At 68.3% G+C, this 16,248-nt stretch carries 11 protein-coding genes; 6 read left to right on the forward strand and 5 right to left on the reverse strand.

Features of this window, described 5'->3' with window-relative positions:
• Positions 1-31: 31 nt before the first annotated feature.
• Together D456_RS0121220 and D456_RS0121225 are read right to left on the reverse strand one after the other, a co-directional pair.
• On the reverse strand, positions 32-874 hold the full coding sequence (locus D456_RS0121220) for an ABC transporter permease (RefSeq protein ID WP_017578185.1): 843 nt from the start codon (positions 872-874) through the stop codon (positions 32-34).
• Between the two features lie 43 nt (positions 875-917).
• Entirely contained in the window at positions 918-1,916 is a 999-nt protein-coding gene (locus D456_RS0121225) for an ABC transporter ATP-binding protein (RefSeq protein WP_017578186.1), read from the reverse strand.
• A gap of 360 nt (positions 1,917-2,276) precedes the next feature.
• Here D456_RS0121225 and D456_RS0121230 point away from each other — a divergent pair, with 360 nt between their 5' ends.
• Positions 2,277-3,152 carry a hypothetical protein gene (locus tag D456_RS0121230; protein WP_026116091.1) on the forward strand — a complete coding sequence of 292 codons (876 nt, stop codon included), beginning with the start codon at positions 2,277-2,279 and terminating at the stop codon, positions 3,150-3,152.
• 111 nt (positions 3,153-3,263) lie between these two features.
• Here D456_RS0121230 and D456_RS0121235 read toward each other — a convergent pair whose 3' ends face one another.
• Positions 3,264-5,483: a (Fe-S)-binding protein gene (locus D456_RS0121235; RefSeq protein WP_017578188.1), complete on the reverse strand. Its 2,220-nt coding sequence runs from the start codon at positions 5,481-5,483 to the stop codon at positions 3,264-3,266.
• A 595-nt stretch (positions 5,484-6,078) separates the two neighbouring features.
• On the opposite strand from D456_RS0121235, the gene dnaK reads away from it, so the two are divergent.
• The 5 genes from dnaK (at position 6,079) to clpB (ending at position 13,241) form a co-directional block, all read left to right on the forward strand.
• Positions 6,079-7,932 carry a molecular chaperone DnaK gene (gene dnaK, locus D456_RS0121240; RefSeq protein WP_017578189.1) on the forward strand — a complete coding sequence of 618 codons (1,854 nt, stop codon included), beginning with the start codon at positions 6,079-6,081 and terminating at the stop codon, positions 7,930-7,932.
• Positions 7,933-7,969: 37 nt separating this feature from the next.
• Positions 7,970-8,737: a nucleotide exchange factor GrpE gene (grpE, locus tag D456_RS0121245; protein ID WP_017578190.1), complete on the forward strand. Its 768-nt coding sequence runs from the start codon at positions 7,970-7,972 to the stop codon at positions 8,735-8,737.
• Positions 8,738-8,862: 125 nt separating this feature from the next.
• A complete protein-coding gene (gene dnaJ / locus D456_RS0121250; protein WP_017578191.1) occupies positions 8,863-10,032 on the forward strand; it encodes a molecular chaperone DnaJ in 1,170 nt (389 codons plus the stop codon).
• Complete coding sequence (locus D456_RS0121255) at positions 10,029-10,526, forward strand: heat shock protein transcriptional repressor HspR (protein WP_017578192.1); 498 nt, start codon at positions 10,029-10,031, stop codon at positions 10,524-10,526. The genes dnaJ and D456_RS0121255 overlap by 4 nt, the downstream gene beginning before the upstream one ends.
• A gap of 96 nt (positions 10,527-10,622) precedes the next feature.
• Positions 10,623-13,241, forward strand: coding sequence for an ATP-dependent chaperone ClpB (clpB, locus tag D456_RS0121260; RefSeq protein ID WP_017578193.1), 2,619 nt, complete (start codon positions 10,623-10,625; stop codon positions 13,239-13,241).
• 121 nt (positions 13,242-13,362) lie between these two features.
• Here clpB and D456_RS0121265 read toward each other — a convergent pair whose 3' ends face one another.
• Complete coding sequence (locus tag D456_RS0121265; protein ID WP_017578194.1) at positions 13,363-14,667, reverse strand: MFS transporter; 1,305 nt, start codon at positions 14,665-14,667, stop codon at positions 13,363-13,365.
• Between the two features lie 354 nt (positions 14,668-15,021).
• A complete protein-coding gene (locus D456_RS0121270; RefSeq protein ID WP_017578195.1) occupies positions 15,022-16,182 on the reverse strand; it encodes an NB-ARC domain-containing protein in 1,161 nt (386 codons plus the stop codon).
• Positions 16,183-16,248 lie beyond the last annotated feature (66 nt).

Here is a 16,248-nt window from a genome sequence, read left to right on the forward strand (position 1 = left end):
CCGTGTTCCTCCCGTCGCCGGCCTACGGGGTTCATCCCTGTCGGGGATCCCACCGGAAGAAGCGTGCCACGACCAGGCTCAGTACGGCGATCCAGCCCACGAGGACGGCCAGGGAGGGCAGGGCCGCGCCCCACAGTCCGAGCACGCTCTGCTCCGTGGCGCCCTCGGGACCACCGAAGACGTCGTAGCCGGAGTAGGCGGCCTGGACGAGTTCACCGGCGGGGAGAGCGGGCAGCAGACCCACGATCGTACGGGCGGTCTCGGGCAGGAACTCCAGGGGCAGGATGCCGCCGCTGGCGAACAGCAGGACCATCATCGGGACCATGGCGGCCATCTGTGCCATCTCGGCGTTGCGCACCAGCGGGGTGACGGCCACCCCCATGAGCGAGAAGACGATGCTGCCGAGCAGGATCGCGGTGACCAGCATGACCGGGTCACGTGGGAACCCTCCTTCCGGCATGGCCATGACCAGGCCGATGACGACGGCCGCCAGGAGCAGGGAGAAGGTGAACACGACCCCGATGACCCCGCCGAAGAGCGCCACACCCGGCACCCCGCTGACCCGCAGCCGTTTGAGGACCAGGGACTCGCGTCGGGCAGTGAACACGTTCGAGGCGTGGCCGAGGCCGATGATGAGGCTGATGACACCGGTCATGCTGAGCATCATCAGCTCGCCCACGCCCAGACCCGCGACGACGGGGTCGCTGGGGAACTGCATGGAGAGGAAGGCGAAGAACAGCGGCAGCGCCAGGTACATCCACGCCGTCTTGTAGCGCGCGAAGAGGGTGATCTCGGTTCGGGTCAGGCGCAGGGTCTGCTTGAGGGGGCTCACCCGGGGGCGGGTCGGTGGCGCGGGTGCGGTGGTCGCGGACATGGTGGCTCCTGTGGTCCGGTGGGCGATTCGGGTGCGGGTTCGGTCAGTCACTCATGAAATCGGCGGCGCCGTCGGCGACCTGGAGGAAGACGTCCTCGAGGGAGGCACCGCGCACCTGGAGGTTGCGCAGGAGCGTTCCGTGCTCCCCTGCCCAGGTGAGGAGGGCCGCGACGGTGTGGTGGGCGCGCTCCTCGACGTCACCGTCCTTGACGGTGTAGGTGGCCCGCAGTTGCCGGTCGCCGTTCTCGACCTCGAGTTCGGCGCCTTCGAGACGGGGCAGGTCGGAGGTGGGCACATCAGCGGGGAGTGTGAACCCGATGCGGTCGCCCCACCCGGCCAGGACCTGCTGGAGGGAGCCCTCCACCCCGACCCGGCCCCGGTGCATGATCGCGAGCCGGTCGGCGAGGCGCTCGGCCTCCTCGAGGTAGTGGGTGGTCAGCAGAACGGCCGTCCCCTCGTCCTTGAGCTGCTGGATGATGCGCCAGGTGTCGATACGGCCCTCGGCGTCCATGCCGGTGGTGGGCTCGTCGAGGTAGATCACCTCGGGACGGGTCAGCAGCGCCAGGCCCAGGTCGAGACGGCGTTTCTGGCCACCGGAGAGCTGGCGGACGTAGGTCTTGGTCTTCTCTGTGAGCCCGACCAGTTCCAGGGTCTCCTCGCAGGTCCTCGGTGTGGAGGCCAGGTCGCGTGCGAGGGTGACGGTCTCCTGGACGGTCAGGTCCTCCATGAGGCCGCTGCCCTGCAGAACAGCGTTGACGCGCTCACGCACTCCCGGTGGGTTGCCGTAGGGGTCCCGGCCGAAGACCCGCACGCTGCCCGAGCTCGGCCGCCGGAAACCTTCCAAGGTTTCGATCGTGGTGGTCTTGCCTGCGCCGTTCGTTCCGAGGAGACCGAAGAGCTCACCGGGGCGGATCTCGAAGGAGATGCCCTTGACCACCTCGAAGTCGCCGTACTTCTGGTGCAGATCCTGCACGACCACCGCCGGTTCGGGTGCGGTGGCCCGGGGGGCTCCGGTGTCCGGAAGGGAGTTCGTCGTCGTCATGGTTCCAGCATCGCCGAGTGCGGCTCCTGGCGGTAGACACCGCTGTCATCGGCTCGGCATGGTGTTCACCCGGCGCGACCCATGACAGATGTCACCTCCGACCCCGAACAGACGGCCCCGGAACCCTCCCTCCCCTCCGGACACAGAAAAGGGAAACTGGCATACTCTCCCGAAACAGATCCCCGCTGAAAGGGGATCTCGGAGAATCCGCACGCATCGGTACTTCCACCGCTACTCTGAATATGCAGGTGAACGAGCAGTGACTCGGCAACGGAACACCTCGCACATCCGTGTGCCCTCACGAGGGATGCAGGCCGATCTCCCCTGTTCCGCCGCGAGTCCCCGGCCGAAAAGGATTCCATGCCGAGCGAAAACCACGAAATGCCGTTGAAGGTGTTCCGGAACGAGCCGGAAACCGTCGTCACGCTTCTCCGTGAAGCAGTGGGGTACCAACTCCCGGACTACACCGAGGCCCTTCTGAGCTCCTCGGAATTCACCGACAGCAAACCCCGGGTCTACACCGGGGACGGGACCGTCCTGCTGCGCAACGGCGCAGACAAGGTACTCGGCGTGGTCGTGGAACAACAGATGAAGTGGGATCCCGAAAAACTCTGGACCTGGCCCGTGTACCTGACCACGGCCCGCTGCCAGTTGAAGTGTCCCTCCGTAGTGCTGGTGCTGTGCCCGAGCGACCAGCTCGCGGATCGGTACTCGGGCCCCATCCACTTGGGCAACACGGGTGACGTCGTCACCCCCTTGGTCGTGGGCCCGAGCAACACGCCGACCGTGGTCGATCCCGAAAAGGCACGCGCGCTTCCGGAGCTGGCCGTCCTTTCCGCCCGTGCCCACGGTGACCACGGGCCTCGGAGCCTCACGGCCCTGACCGAGGCGCTGGACAGCGTCTGCTCCGACCGCCGTGCGTTTTACTATGACTATGTCCTTGGCGGCCTGTGCGAGGCCGCGCGGAAGAACCTGGAGGACCTGATGGCCGTGGGTACCTACGAGTGGCAGAGCGACTTCGCCCGGAAGTACGTCGGTCTCGGCCGGGAGGAAGGCCGGGAGGAGGGCCGGGAGGAAGAGGCCGTCCGTTCCGTCCTGAGCCTGCTCACCGAGCGCGGCATCCCCCTCACCGGCGCAGCCAGGCAACGCATCGAAACCTGCAACGACCTCGACACCCTGCGCACCTGGATCATTCGCTCCGCCACAGCCCGACACGTCGACGACCTCTTCGACTGACACCACCGCCCCGCGCACGACGAAGGGGCCGGGCACCGGCAAGAATGCGGTGCCCGGCCCCTGGGGCCTGCCGCTCACGCGGCCGTGCGGGCGGCTGCGCGAGCGCACGCGTCAGGCTTCGGCGGTCTCCTTCTCGCCGCCGCCCGCGGCCGGGTCCTCACCCTTGACCGAGCGCAGCAGCAGCTGGGACACGTCCACGACCTCGAGCGACTCCGCGGCCTCGCCCGCGGACTTCTTCTCGTTGATCGCGTCGCCGAGCATCACCTGGCAGAACGGGCAGGCGGTGGAGACGGTGTCGGGGTTGGTGGTCAGCGCCTCGTCCACCCGCTCGGTGTTGATGCGCTTGCCGATCCGCTCCTCCATCCACATGCGGGCGCCGCCGGCGCCGCAGCAGAAGCCGCGTTCCTTGTGGCGGTGCATCTCCTGCGTCTTGACGCCGGGGACCTTCGCCATGATGTCGCGCGGAGGCGTGTACACCTTGTTGTGTCGACCCAGGAAGCAGGGGTCGTGGTAGGTGATGTTCTCCTCGACGGAGTCCACCGGGGTCAGCTTGCCCTCGTCCACGAGCTTGGCGAGGAGCTGGCTGTGGTGGATGACCTCGTACGTACCGCCGAGGTCGGGGTACTCGTTGGCGAGTGTGTTGAAGCAGTGCGGGCAGCTGGCCACGATCTTGGTGACCCCGGCGTCGTTGAGCGTCTCCACGTTCTGCTGCGCGAGCATCTGGAAGACGTACTCCATACCGAGGCGGCGGGCCGGATCACCGGTGCACGCCTCCATGCCGCCCATGACCGCGAACTTCACGCCCGCGATGTCGAGGAGTTCCGCAATCGCCTTGGTGGTCTTCTTCGCGCGGTCCTCGAGGGCCCCGGCACAGCCGACCCAGAACAGGTACTCGGTGTCCTCGGGCATCTTCTCGTCGACGACCGTGACCTCGACCGGGTCCTCCTGCTCGGCCAGCTCCTGGACCCAGTCCATGCGCCGTTCCTCGGCCATCCCCCACGGGTTGGCCTTGTTCTCCAGGTTCTTCAGGAGCGTGTTGGCCTCGGAGGGGAAGTTGGACTCGACCATGACCTGGTAACGGCGCATGTCGAGAATGTGGTCGATGTGCTCGATGTCGACCGGGCACTGCTCGACACACGCACCACAGTTGGTGCAGGCCCAGAGCTCGTCGGGGTGGATGACACCGCCTTCCTCCTCGGTGCCCACGAGCGGCTTGTTGAGGAGGGAGAGGACGTCGACCCCGGAGTGGCTCTCGTCGGGCTGTTCGGCGAGGGTCTCCTCGGTGATGCCCTGGAGCAGGTACGGGGCCTTCTCGTAGGCGTGCTGCTGGAGGTCGAGGATGACCTTCTTCGGGGAGAGCGGCTTGCCGGTGTTCCAGGCGGGGCACTGGTCCTGGCAGCGTCCGCACTCGGTGCAGCTGCTGAAGTCGAGCAGGCCCTTCCAGGTGAAGTCCTCGATCTTGCCCGCACCGAACGGGTCCTCGTCGGGGTCGGCCTCCTCGAAGTCGAGGGGCTTCTGGCCGGAGGCGTCCATCATCTGCTTGGCGCCGCCGTGGGCCGGACTGCCGTCCTGGTTGCGCTTGAAGTAGATGTTGACCGGGGCGAGGAAACGGTGCCAGCCCACACCCATGGTCAGCTTCAGGGCCAGGACCACGAAGAACATGTAGCTGATGATCAGCTTGAAGGCGGCCACGGCCGCGATACCGGGCTCGGCGATCGACATCTCGCCGGGCAGCACGGCGCCGAAGGCGTGCGAGACCGGGGTCGCCCAGACCGGGAACGGGAAGGTCTCGGAGGCGGCCTTGAAACCGCGGATCACGAAGACCGAGACGAGGAGGCCGATGATGTAGGCCTCGACGTAGTAGCCGGTCCAGTGCTTCGAGTGCATGAAGCGGGACTTGCGGCCGCGCCGCGCGGGGCTGTTGATGAGCCGGTACGCGGTCAAACCGAGGATGCCGACGAGGCTGGCGCCGGCGATGATCTCGATGGCCAGGCCGTAGATCGTCCAGTCGTGGATGACCGGCAGCGAGAAGTGCGGGTCGAAGACCTCGCCCTGCGCCTCGACCACAGTCAGGACGAGAAGCGGGAACGAGACCATGACGAACCAGTGCGCGATGCCGATCCACGGGCGCTTGAGCATCCGCGTGTGACCGATGGTCTCGATGAGCGTGGTCGTCAACCGTTGTCCGAACGGTCCCTTGCGCTCCGGCTCCACCGGACGGCCGATGCCCACGGTGCGCACGATCTGGCGGATTGCCAGAACGAACGCGGCGAGCGCGACCACGGCGAAGACCGAGGTGATGATGCCCAATGTCAAGTACAGAGGCTGCATCGTCCGTGGCCTCCCATCCTGCTGTCGTCAACCGGTGCGCCACACACCGGAGGCCGGAATCCATGTTACTAGCGAGTAATAGCGGGGCTGTCAACGGACCCTCTCCCGCGCCGCCCGTTCTCCGACCCGGCCGCGGAAACCGAACCGCACTCGCTGCGCGCCAACGTTAGTCAGCATCCGCGCCACAGAATCACGCGGGCCCACCGGAGCGGCTCCATGACACTCCTCCGGCAGCGCGCGCACCGGACCCGGGACGCCCACACTGGGCCCGATCCACGAGCTCCGCACCGCGTGCACGCCGCTCCCGCCCCTCCGCACCGCGGCCGGCGGCGTCGCCGGCCGCCTGCGGCCACGGGGTCCCCTGGCCTCTCCCGGACTCGACCCCGAGACCGGACCCGAGGTTGTCCCGGGGTTGCCCCGGGCTTTTGCCTCCTTCCGCCGCGGCACAGCACAGATCGGGAACAATCCAGGCCGACCGCCCGTTGTCACGGCACAGGAACTACCTTGAGTCACTCCGACTCAACTGATTTGACAACCCTTGCTCGGCGAAGCAAACTTACGTCCGAAGGACTCAACTTTCACGGAGGAGCCAACCATGGCACGTGCGGTCGGAATCGACCTCGGTACGACGAACTCGTGTGTCGCGGTCCTGGAGGGCGGCGAGCCGACGGTCATCACCAACGCCGAGGGCTCGCGCACCACCCCGTCCGTCGTCGCCTTCGCCAAGAACGGCGAGGTGCTCGTGGGTGAGGTGGCCAAGCGCCAGGCCGTCACCAACGTCGACCGGACCATCCGCTCGGTGAAGCGCCACATCGGCACCGACTGGTCCGTCAAGATCGACGACAAGGACTTCAACCCGCAGCAGATCAGCGCCTTCGTGCTGCAGAAGCTCAAGCGGGACGCCGAGTCCTACCTGGGCGAAGAGGTCACCGACGCGGTCATCACCGTCCCGGCCTACTTCAGCGACGCCCAGCGCCAGGCCACCAAGGAGGCCGGCACGATCGCGGGCCTGAACGTCCTGCGCATCATCAACGAGCCGACCTCGGCCGCGCTCGCCTACCACCTGGAGAAGGAGGACGAGGCCACCATCCTGGTCTACGACCTCGGTGGCGGCACCTTCGACGTCTCCCTCCTCGAGGTCGGCGACGGTGTGGTCGAGGTCAAGGCGACCAACGGCGACAACCTCCTCGGCGGTGACGACTGGGACCAGGCCATCGTCGACTGGCTGGTCGAGCGCTTCAAGAACGCCCAGGGCGTCGACCTGTCCAAGGACAAGATGGCCCTGCAGCGTCTGCGCGAGGCCGCGGAGAAGAGCAAGATCGAGCTCTCCAGCTCCAGCGAGACGCAGATCAACCTGCCCTACATCACGGCTTCGTCCGAGGGCCCGCTGCACCTGGACGAGAAGCTCACCCGCGCCGAGTTCCAGCGTCTGACCACCGACCTGGTCGAGCGCACCAAGGCCCCGTTCCAGCAGGTCATCAAGGACGCCGGCATCCAGCTCAGCAACATCGAGCACGTCGTCATGGTGGGTGGCTCCACCCGCATGCCGGCCGTGGCCGACCTGGTCAAGGAGATGACCGGCAAGGAGCCGAACAAGGGCGTCAACCCCGACGAGGTCGTCTCCATCGGTGCCGCGCTGCAGGCCGGTGTGCTCAAGGGCGAGGTCAAGGACGTCCTCCTGCTGGACGTCACCCCGCTGTCCCTGGGCATCGAGACCAAGGGCGGTGTGTTCACCAAGCTCATCGAGCGCAACACCACCATCCCCACCAAGCGCTCCGAGATCTTCAGCACCGCCGAGGACAACCAGCCCTCCGTGCAGATCCAGGTCTTCCAGGGTGAGCGCGAGATCGCCCAGTACAACAAGAAGCTGGGCGTGTTCGACCTCTCCGGTCTGCCGCCGGCGCCGCGCGGCGTCCCGCAGATCGAGGTCACCTTCGACATCGACGCCAACGGCATCGTCAGCGTCACCGCGAAGGACCTCGGCACCGGCAAGGAGCAGTCGGTCACCATCTCCGGTGGTTCGGCGATGTCCAAGGAGGACATCGACAAGATGGTCCAGGAGGCCGAGCAGTACGCGGAGGAGGACCGCAAGCGCCGCGAGGAGGCCGAGGTCCGCAACAACGCCGAGTCGCTCGTCCACCAGACCGAGAAGGTCATCTCCGAGAACGAGGACAAGGTCCCCGACGACGTCCGTTCGGAGACCGAGTCGGCCATCTCCGAGTTGAAGACCGCTCTGGAGGGCACCGACACCGAGACGATCCGCACCGCCAGCGAGAAGGTCGCTCTGGCCAGCCAGAAGATCGGCTCTGCCATCTACAGCCAGGGTGAGCAGGGCGGCGACGCCGCCGGTGCCGACCAGGCCGGTGCCCAGGGTGCCGCCAACGAGGACGCCGACGTCGTGGACGCCGAGATCGTCGACGAGGAAAACGGCAAGGGCAACCAGTCCTGATCCGGGGTCGAGCCGAGAAAGGGAGGGCAGATCCCAGATGGCGCAGTCCGACAAGAACAACTCCGGAACCGGCGACAACGGTGAGGAGACCGAGGGTCCTGTGATCCGGGACAACCGGAGGGTCGACCCGGTGACCGGTGAGATCCGCGAGCCCGATACCGCAGGACAGACCTCCGAGGACCAGGTGTCCGAGGAGGCCGGGGCCGAAGGGGAGTACGTCGCGGAGGAGGACGCCGAAGAGGCGCCCGAGATCCCGGACACCCCCGAGGACCTCGTCTCGGAAGCGATCAACGCGGACGAACGGGTCGTCGATCTCACCAACGACATCAAGAGGGTGCAGGCGGAGTACGCCAACTACCGCAAGCGCGTCGAGCGCGACCGGGTGGCGGTCCGTGAGGCGGCCACCGCCAAGGTGGTCGGGGAGCTCCTGCCCATCCTGGACGACATCGGTCGTGCCCGCGAGCACGATGAGCTCACGGGCGGCTTCAAGGCCGTCGGTGAGTCCCTGGAGGCCACCGCGGCCAAGCTCGGCCTGGAGAAGTACGCCGAGCAGGGCGAGGAGTTCGACCCGAACGTCCACGAGGCACTCACACTGGTGCCGGTCCCCAACATCTCGGTCCAGACGATCATCGAGGTGTTCCAGCCCGGGTACCGCATCGGGGAGAAGGTCCTGCGCCCGGCCCGTGTGGTCGTGGGCGACCCTCAGGAAGAGGCCCCGGAGGGCGACGAGGCAGAGGGATCCGCGGGCACGGAGGGTGAGAACCCCTCCGGCTCCGGGGACGACGAAGCCGACGACAACAAGTAGATGAGGTCTCCCGGCCGGGATTCCACCGTGTTTCCCGGCCGGGGGCCGACCCCGGCCGAGTGGCGGACGGGGGCGACATGGAACCATCGGACGCAACCGGCATCAGCGGGAGAAGGCTTTAGTCGATGAGCACCAAGGACTACCTGGAGAAGGACTACTACAAGGTCCTCGGAGTCTCAAAGACCGCCTCGAAGGACGAGATCAAGCAGTCCTACCGCAAACTGGCCAGGGAGAACCACCCCGACGCCAACGCCGACGATCCTCAGGCCGCGGAACGCTTCAAGGAGATCTCCGAGGCCTACAACGTCCTGTCGGACGAGAAGCGCCGCAAGGAGTACGACGAGGCGCGTTCACTCTTCGGCAGCAGTTACAGCCCCGGCGGCGGGGGCACCGGGCCGGGCGGGTTCGACATGAGCGACCTGTTCGGCACCTCGACCGGGGGCAGCCGCACCGGTGGTGGCGGTGAACGCCTCAGCGACCTGTTCGGGGGCCTGTTCGGCAACCGCAGCCGGACCGGCAGCGCCACACGTAGCCGACGAGGCGCCGACGTCGAGACCGAGACGACACTGAGCTTCCGCGAGGCAGCGGAAGGGGCGACACGCTCCTTCCAGCTGGCCGGCGATGCGCCGTGCGCCACCTGTAAGGGCACCGGCGCCAAGGCCGGGACCGCTCCGCGCATGTGCCCGAAGTGCTCGGGCACCGGGCACGCGAACCAGAACCTGGGGGGGTTCTCCCTCTCGGAGCCGTGCGACGAGTGCCGCGGCAGGGGACTGGTCGTGGACGATCCCTGCCTCACCTGCAACGGCAGCGGTCGCGGCAAGAGCACACGTACGATCCAGACACGGATCCCCGGCGGCGTGTACGACGGGCAGAAGATCCGGCTCAAGGCCAAGGGCGCTCCGGGTGAGAACGGCGGCCCGGCCGGTGATCTCTACGTCGTCGTTCATGTGAAGGAGCACGCGGTGTTCGGCCGGAGCGGCGACAACATCACTCTCACCGTCCCCGTCACCGTTCCGGAGGCCGCGCTGGGCGCGGACGTACGGGTGCCCACCATCAACGGCTTCCCGGTGACCGTGAAGGTCCCGCCGGGTACGCAGAACGGGCGCAAGCTGCGGGTCCGCGGCAAGGGCGCCACCCGCAAGGACGGCACCCCCGGCGACATGATCGTCACGTTCGAGGTCAAGGTGCCGCAGTCACTCAACGGGGACGCGCGCGAGGCCCTCGAGAAGTTCCGCGCCGCGACCTCCGACTACGACCCGCGGGACGGGCTCGAATCGCGGGCGAAGGGTGCGTGAATGACGTGAACGATCCTTCCTTCGGTGCTGACGCACCGGTCTATGTGATCTCGGTGGCGGCCGAGTTGGCCGGGATGCACCCGCAGACACTGCGGCAGTACGACCGACTGGGGATCGTCTCGCCCGGCCGTGCGTCCGGCCGGGGCCGCCGCTACTCCATGCGTGACGTGCAGATGCTGCGTCAGGTGGCGCGTCTGTCGCAGGAGGAAGGCATCAACCTGGCCGGGATCAAGCGGATCCTGGAGCTGGAACGCGAGGTGGAGGAGCTGCGCGAGCACGTCTTCCACCTCGCCAACGAACTGGAGGCGGCGCGCCGCGCGGTGTCCCGCAGGGGGCGTCCGCCGCGGCCGGAGCCCGGCACTTCCCGGGGAGAACTGGTGCGCCGTACTCGTGTGACCATCTTCAACACCGCCGAACAACCCGGGGACGGACCGGGCCGCGGCGAAGGGGCGGACGGCCCTGGAGGGAACCGCCCGGAGGACGACCGGGGCTGACCCCGACAGGAGAGGTCTCCGCCATGGGTGTCATGTGGCGCGGTCGGCCGCGATTCATCACCTCATGTGACCTTATTTGCGAAGGGAGTCCCGCCCATGAACTACAAACTCACCCGGAAGAGCCAGGAGGCTCTGTCTGCGGCGATCCAGCGCGCCACCACCGACGGCAACCCGCAGACCGAACCGGTGCACCTGTTGGCCGCGCTGCTGGAACAGGCCGAGGGGATCACCCGCCCGCTGCTCAAGGAGGTCGGTGCCAACCCCGACGGCCTCAAGGACCGGGCCGACGCGGCCGTGACCGCACTGCCCAAGGCCCAGGGCTCGACGGTGGGTTCACCCAGTGCCTCGCGCCAGCTGACCATCGTCATCAACACCGCGTCCCAGCGCGCCCAGCAGATGGAGGACGAGTACGTCTCCACCGAGCACCTGTTGGTGGGTCTGGCCGCGGACGGCGGTGAGGCCTCCCGCCTGTTGAAGGATGCCGGGGCCACCCCCGACTCGCTCCTGGAGGCCTTCGAGCAGGTGCGCGGCAAGGGCCGGGTGACGTCGGAGAACCCCGAGGACACCTACCAGTCCCTGGAGAAGTTCGGGGTGGACCTGACCGAACGCGCCCGCGAGGGCAAGGTCGACCCGGTGATCGGACGCGACGGGGAGATCCGCCGCGTCGTGCAGGTGCTCAGCCGCCGCACGAAGAACAACCCGGTGCTCATCGGTGAACCCGGTGTCGGCAAGACCGCCGTCGTCGAAGGCCTGGCCCAGCGCATCGTCGCTGGGGACGTGCCGCAGTCGCTTCTCGGCAAGCGCCTGGTGAGCCTGGACCTGTCCGCGATGGTGGCGGGCGCCAAGTACCGGGGTGAGTTCGAGGAGCGGCTCAAGGCGGTCCTGCAGGAGATCAAGGACTCCGAGGGCCAGGTCATCACCTTCATCGACGAGCTGCACACCATGGTCGGTGCCGGCGGCGCCGAGGGTGCCATGGACGCCGGCAACATGCTCAAGCCCATGCTGGCCCGCGGTGAGCTGCGCATGGTCGGCGCGACCACACTCAACGAGTACCGGGAGAAGATCGAGAAGGACGCCGCGCTGGAGCGCCGGTTCCAGCAGGTCATGGTGGGCGAACCCTCCTCCGCCGACACCATCGCGATCCTGCGCGGGCTCAAGGGACGCTACGAGGCGCACCACAAGGTACAGATCGCCGACTCCGCCCTGGTGTCCGCAGCGACCCTGTCCGACCGTTACATCACCGCACGGTTCCTGCCGGACAAGGCCATCGACCTCATCGACGAGGCGGCCTCGCGGCTGCGGATGGAGATCGACTCCAGCCCCGTGGAGATCGACGAGCTCCAGCGCGTCGTCGACCGTCTGAAGATGGAGGAGATGGCGCTGGCCAAGGAGTCGGACCCGGCCAGTGTGCAGCGACTGGAACGGCTGCGCGCCGACCTCGCCGACAGGGAGGAGCGGCTCAACGGGTTGGTCGCCCGGTGGGAGCAGGAGAAGGAGGGCCTCAACAGGGTCGGTGAGCTCAAGGGGCGCCTGGACGATCTGCGTACCCGTGCCGAGCTGGCCGAGCGCGAGGGCAATTTCGGTGAGGCCTCCCGTCTGATGTACGGGGAGATCCCCGAGCTGGAGGATCAGGTCGAGGAGGCCAGCCGGGCCGAGGAGGCCGTGAGCGAACGCGACGGCGACACCATGGTCAAGGAGGAGGTCGGTGCCGACGAGGTCGCCGACGTCGTCTCCTCCTGGACCGGCATCCCCGTCGGGCGGCTCATGGAGGGCGAGACCTCCAAGCTGCTGCGGATGGAGGACGAGCTCGGGCACCGCCTGATCGGCCAGCGCGAGGCCGTCACCGCCGTCTCGGACGCGGTGCGCCGGGCCCGTGCCGGGATCTCCGACCCCGACCGGCCCACCGGCTCGTTCCTGTTCCTGGGGCCGACCGGTGTCGGCAAGACCGAGCTGGCCAAGGCGCTGGCGGAGTTCCTGTTCGACGACGAGCGCGCCATCGTGCGCATCGACATGAGCGAGTACTCCGAGAAGCACTCCGTCTCGCGTCTGGTCGGTGCCCCTCCCGGTTACGTCGGCTACGAGGAGGGCGGACAGCTCACCGAGGCGGTGCGCCGCCGCCCCTACACCGTCGTGCTGCTCGACGAGGTGGAGAAGGCACACCTGGAGGTCTTCGACACCCTGCTGCAGGTGCTCGACGACGGGCGGTTGACCGACGGCCAGGGCCGCCACGTGGACTTCCGGAACACGATCCTGATCCTGACCTCGAACCTGGGATCGCAGTTCCTCGTGGACCGGTCCGTGGAGGAGTCCGCCCGGCGCGACCGGGTCATGGACGTGGTGCGGTCGACCTTCAAGCCGGAGTTCCTGAACCGGCTCGACGACGTGCTCATGTTCGAGGCGTTGTCGACCGCGGACCTCACCCACATCGTCGACCTGCAGATCCAGAAGCTCGGCAAGCGCTTGGGTGACCGGCGCCTGTCCCTGGAGGTGACCGACGCTGCCCGCGAGTGGCTGGCACTGACCGGTTACGACCCCAACTACGGCGCCCGGCCGCTGCGCCGGCTGGTGCAGTCGGCCATCGGTGACCCGCTCGCCAAGGAGCTGCTCTCCGGTGAACTGACCGAGGGCGACGGGGTCGTCGTCGACGTCGACGACGGCAAGGACGGGCTCGTGGTCGCCCGCCGCAAGGCCGAGGAACCCGAGCTCACCTCCTGATCCGCACCGGAACGGTGAACGGGGTCGGGCGCTGTGCACCCGGCCCCGTCGGTGTTCGGCGCCCTCCCCTCCCGTGGTGAAGGCACCGCCGCGGATTTTTTCTGCGCCCCCAGCCCGTGGGTCAGGTGGTGTCCACAGTGCCGCGTTCGACGTCGTCGGCGTGGCGGGTCAGCCGCCGGATCGCGGGGATCGTCGGCAGGAAGGCCGCGAGCACGGCCACGCCGGAGGCGATCGGCACGTAGTACAGCTCGACCCGGCCGAGCAGACCACCCAGGAGCGCGCCGACCGGGGCCAGGCCGGCGCCCGTGATCTGCACGAGCGACATGACCCGTCCCAAGTGGGTCCCGGGCACCACGAGCTGGATCGCCCCGATCATGACGATGTTGGAGACGGTCGAGGCGACCGCGAGTGTGCCGAAGGCCAGGGCGGCGGTGACGGCGCCCGGGGCCAGGCCGAAAGCGAAGTAGCTCGCCGTCATGAGGCTGAAGCAGACCAGCTCGGTGCGGAACCGTCCGAGCCGCTCGACAGCGGTGCCGGCCAGCATCGCCCCCACCAGTGCGCCGGCCGCAACCGACATCAGGAACACCCCGTAGAACGCCTCGGGCACACCGAAGTGCTCCTGCACGATGAGCACCAGCACCCCGCCCTGCGCTACGGAGGCCAGGTTGAGGACGACGTTGAACAGCAGGACCGAGCGCAGGGTGGGGTGTCCCAGCAGGTAGCGCAGGCCCGCGCGGATGTCGGCCATGATCGACGGGCGGTCCTCGCCCTCGTCCGCGTCGGACGGTCCCTCGTGCTCCGTGGCGGGCCGCGCACCCGCGTCGGGCCGCCGCACCGCCAACGGCAGACCCAGCAGCACCAGCGCACCCAGGAAATATGCTCCGGCGTTGACCGCGATCGGCAGCGCGGCCGCGACGACGAACAGGAACCCCGCCAGCGGTGCACCCGCGAAGTCCTCGGTGACCGTCTTGCCGCCCACCAGCCGGCTGTTGGCCCGGTCGAGGGCGTGCGGAGCCAGGGCCGGCAGGATCGCCCGCCCGGCCACGTCGTAGAAGACCTCGCACACCATGACCACGAACATCACGGCGTACAGCGTCCAGATCGTCGCCATACCCGCCGTGACCAGGGCCGCGAGAACCACCAGGGCGCCCGCTCGGACGAGGTTGGCCACCACCAGTACCCGGCCCCGGTCCAGGCGGTCGGCGAGCGCTCCGGCGAACAGGCCCACCAACAGCCACGGCAGGAATCGGGCCACCATGAGCCCCGACACCAGCACGGGGTCGTTGGTCAGGGCCGCGGCCAGCATGGGCAGGGCCAAGAGCATGATGCCGTCGGCCAGGTTGCTGGACAGGCTCCCGGCCCAGAACCGGTTGAAGTCACGGCCCAGAGGCGCACGCCGCTTCCGGGAGGGGGATTCCGTGCTCATGGAGTTCTCCTCACAGGGGGTGGGCCCGGGAGCCGACGCGCGCCCGAGATCCCTGTAACGGTAGGGACGCCTCATCACGGTTCCACCGCGTCCGTGTGGCCACAACCGGACATGGGCCCCGCGCCGACGGCTCGGAACGGGGCCTGGACGAGAGCGGCAGAACGGGAGCCGGGCGACGGGGTGGTGAGCGTGGGCCCGATCCGGACACGGTGCTCGGGTCCCCACGCTGCTCTTCGCCCCGCTGCTGACCGTCACCACCGTGCACAGGGTCCCTGCCCGGTCGCAGCAAGGGCTCCGGCCATGAATCGGCGGGGTGTGCCTGCACCCTTCGGACCGACCCGAGCGGCTGCTTGTTCAGGTCCCCGCCACCGATTCGGCGTCCCGTCCGGTGCGGTCACCATCGAGCAGGTACTGGCGGACGAGGTTGCGCATCCTGTAGCCATCGCCGCCGTCGACCTCCGCCCGGTCCAGGGCGGAGATCTCCACGAGGGATGCCAGGGCCGAAGCCGCCTCGACCCGGTTCACTCCGTCCGGTACGGCCCTGAGCAGGTCGTCGAAGCGGAAGGTGTCCTGGTCCAGTTCCGCGATCTGGGTCAGGAGGAGGCGCTGCTCGATGTCACAGCGTTCCAGCGTCCACTCGAGGCACTCCCGGACATCGAGGTCGCCGGCCCGCAACCGCGAGAGCGGGCTCGTGGACGAACGCAGTTCCTGCAGGACGTCCTCGACCCGGGTGAACCGTTCACGGCCCCTGAGCGCACAGATACGGAGTGCGAGCGGGAGCCCGTCGCAGTAGTCGACGAGTTCCCGGACCGCCTTCTCCCGCGCGGGTTCGCCAGTCCAGAGTTCCGTGAAGTACTCGACGCCCGCGCTGGGTCGCAGGGGGCGGAGCCGGAGCCTTGTGCTTCCTGCGATACCCAGAAGACTGCTGCGGCCGGTGATGATGGCCGCGCAGCCCTCGTAACCGGGTAGGAGCGGCCGGATCTGCTCCTCGTTCTCGACGTTCTCGATCACCAGGAGCACACGCCGTTCGGAGAGTGCGCTGCGTACTGCCCCCGCCAACCGGTCGAGATCCCCCTCGTCGTCGACGGCCAGGGCCGCCGCGAGCGCGAACTCGTGCGGGAGGACCCCACGGGGTTTCCCACCGGCTCCGTGGAAGGCCCGCCACAGGTCCTCGACCCTGCCGTCCCTGGCCAGTTGGCGTCGGCGCCGTTCCAGGCACTGCGAGCACGGGGCCCCGGCCTCGGCGATCGGCCCCACCCGCAGGAGGGGATGTTCGAGGACCACCGGCAGCCCGCGTGCGCCTCCGCGTGCGGCCTGATCGTGCAGGGCGTGTTCCAGCTCCGGGCGCGGGCCGCCGCAGCAGAGGACGATCAGGCCACGGGTGGGCCAGCGCACCGGTGCCCCTACGCCGGAGTCGGCTTCGGTGACCGCGGCCTCCACACCGTGCTCGTGCAGACACCGGGCGGTCTCCTGAGCGATGAGGGCTCCTGAACGCCCGGTGGAGAAGATGCTCACCGGCGGGTCTAGATGAGTAATTCCAAGGGGTGCCGGAGCCAGACATGAGACGAGGGAGTTCAATGC

Origin of the sequence: Nocardiopsis kunsanensis DSM 44524, assembly GCF_000340965.1 — a bacterium.
Lineage (GTDB): Bacteria > Actinomycetota > Actinomycetes > Streptosporangiales > Streptosporangiaceae > Nocardiopsis > Nocardiopsis kunsanensis.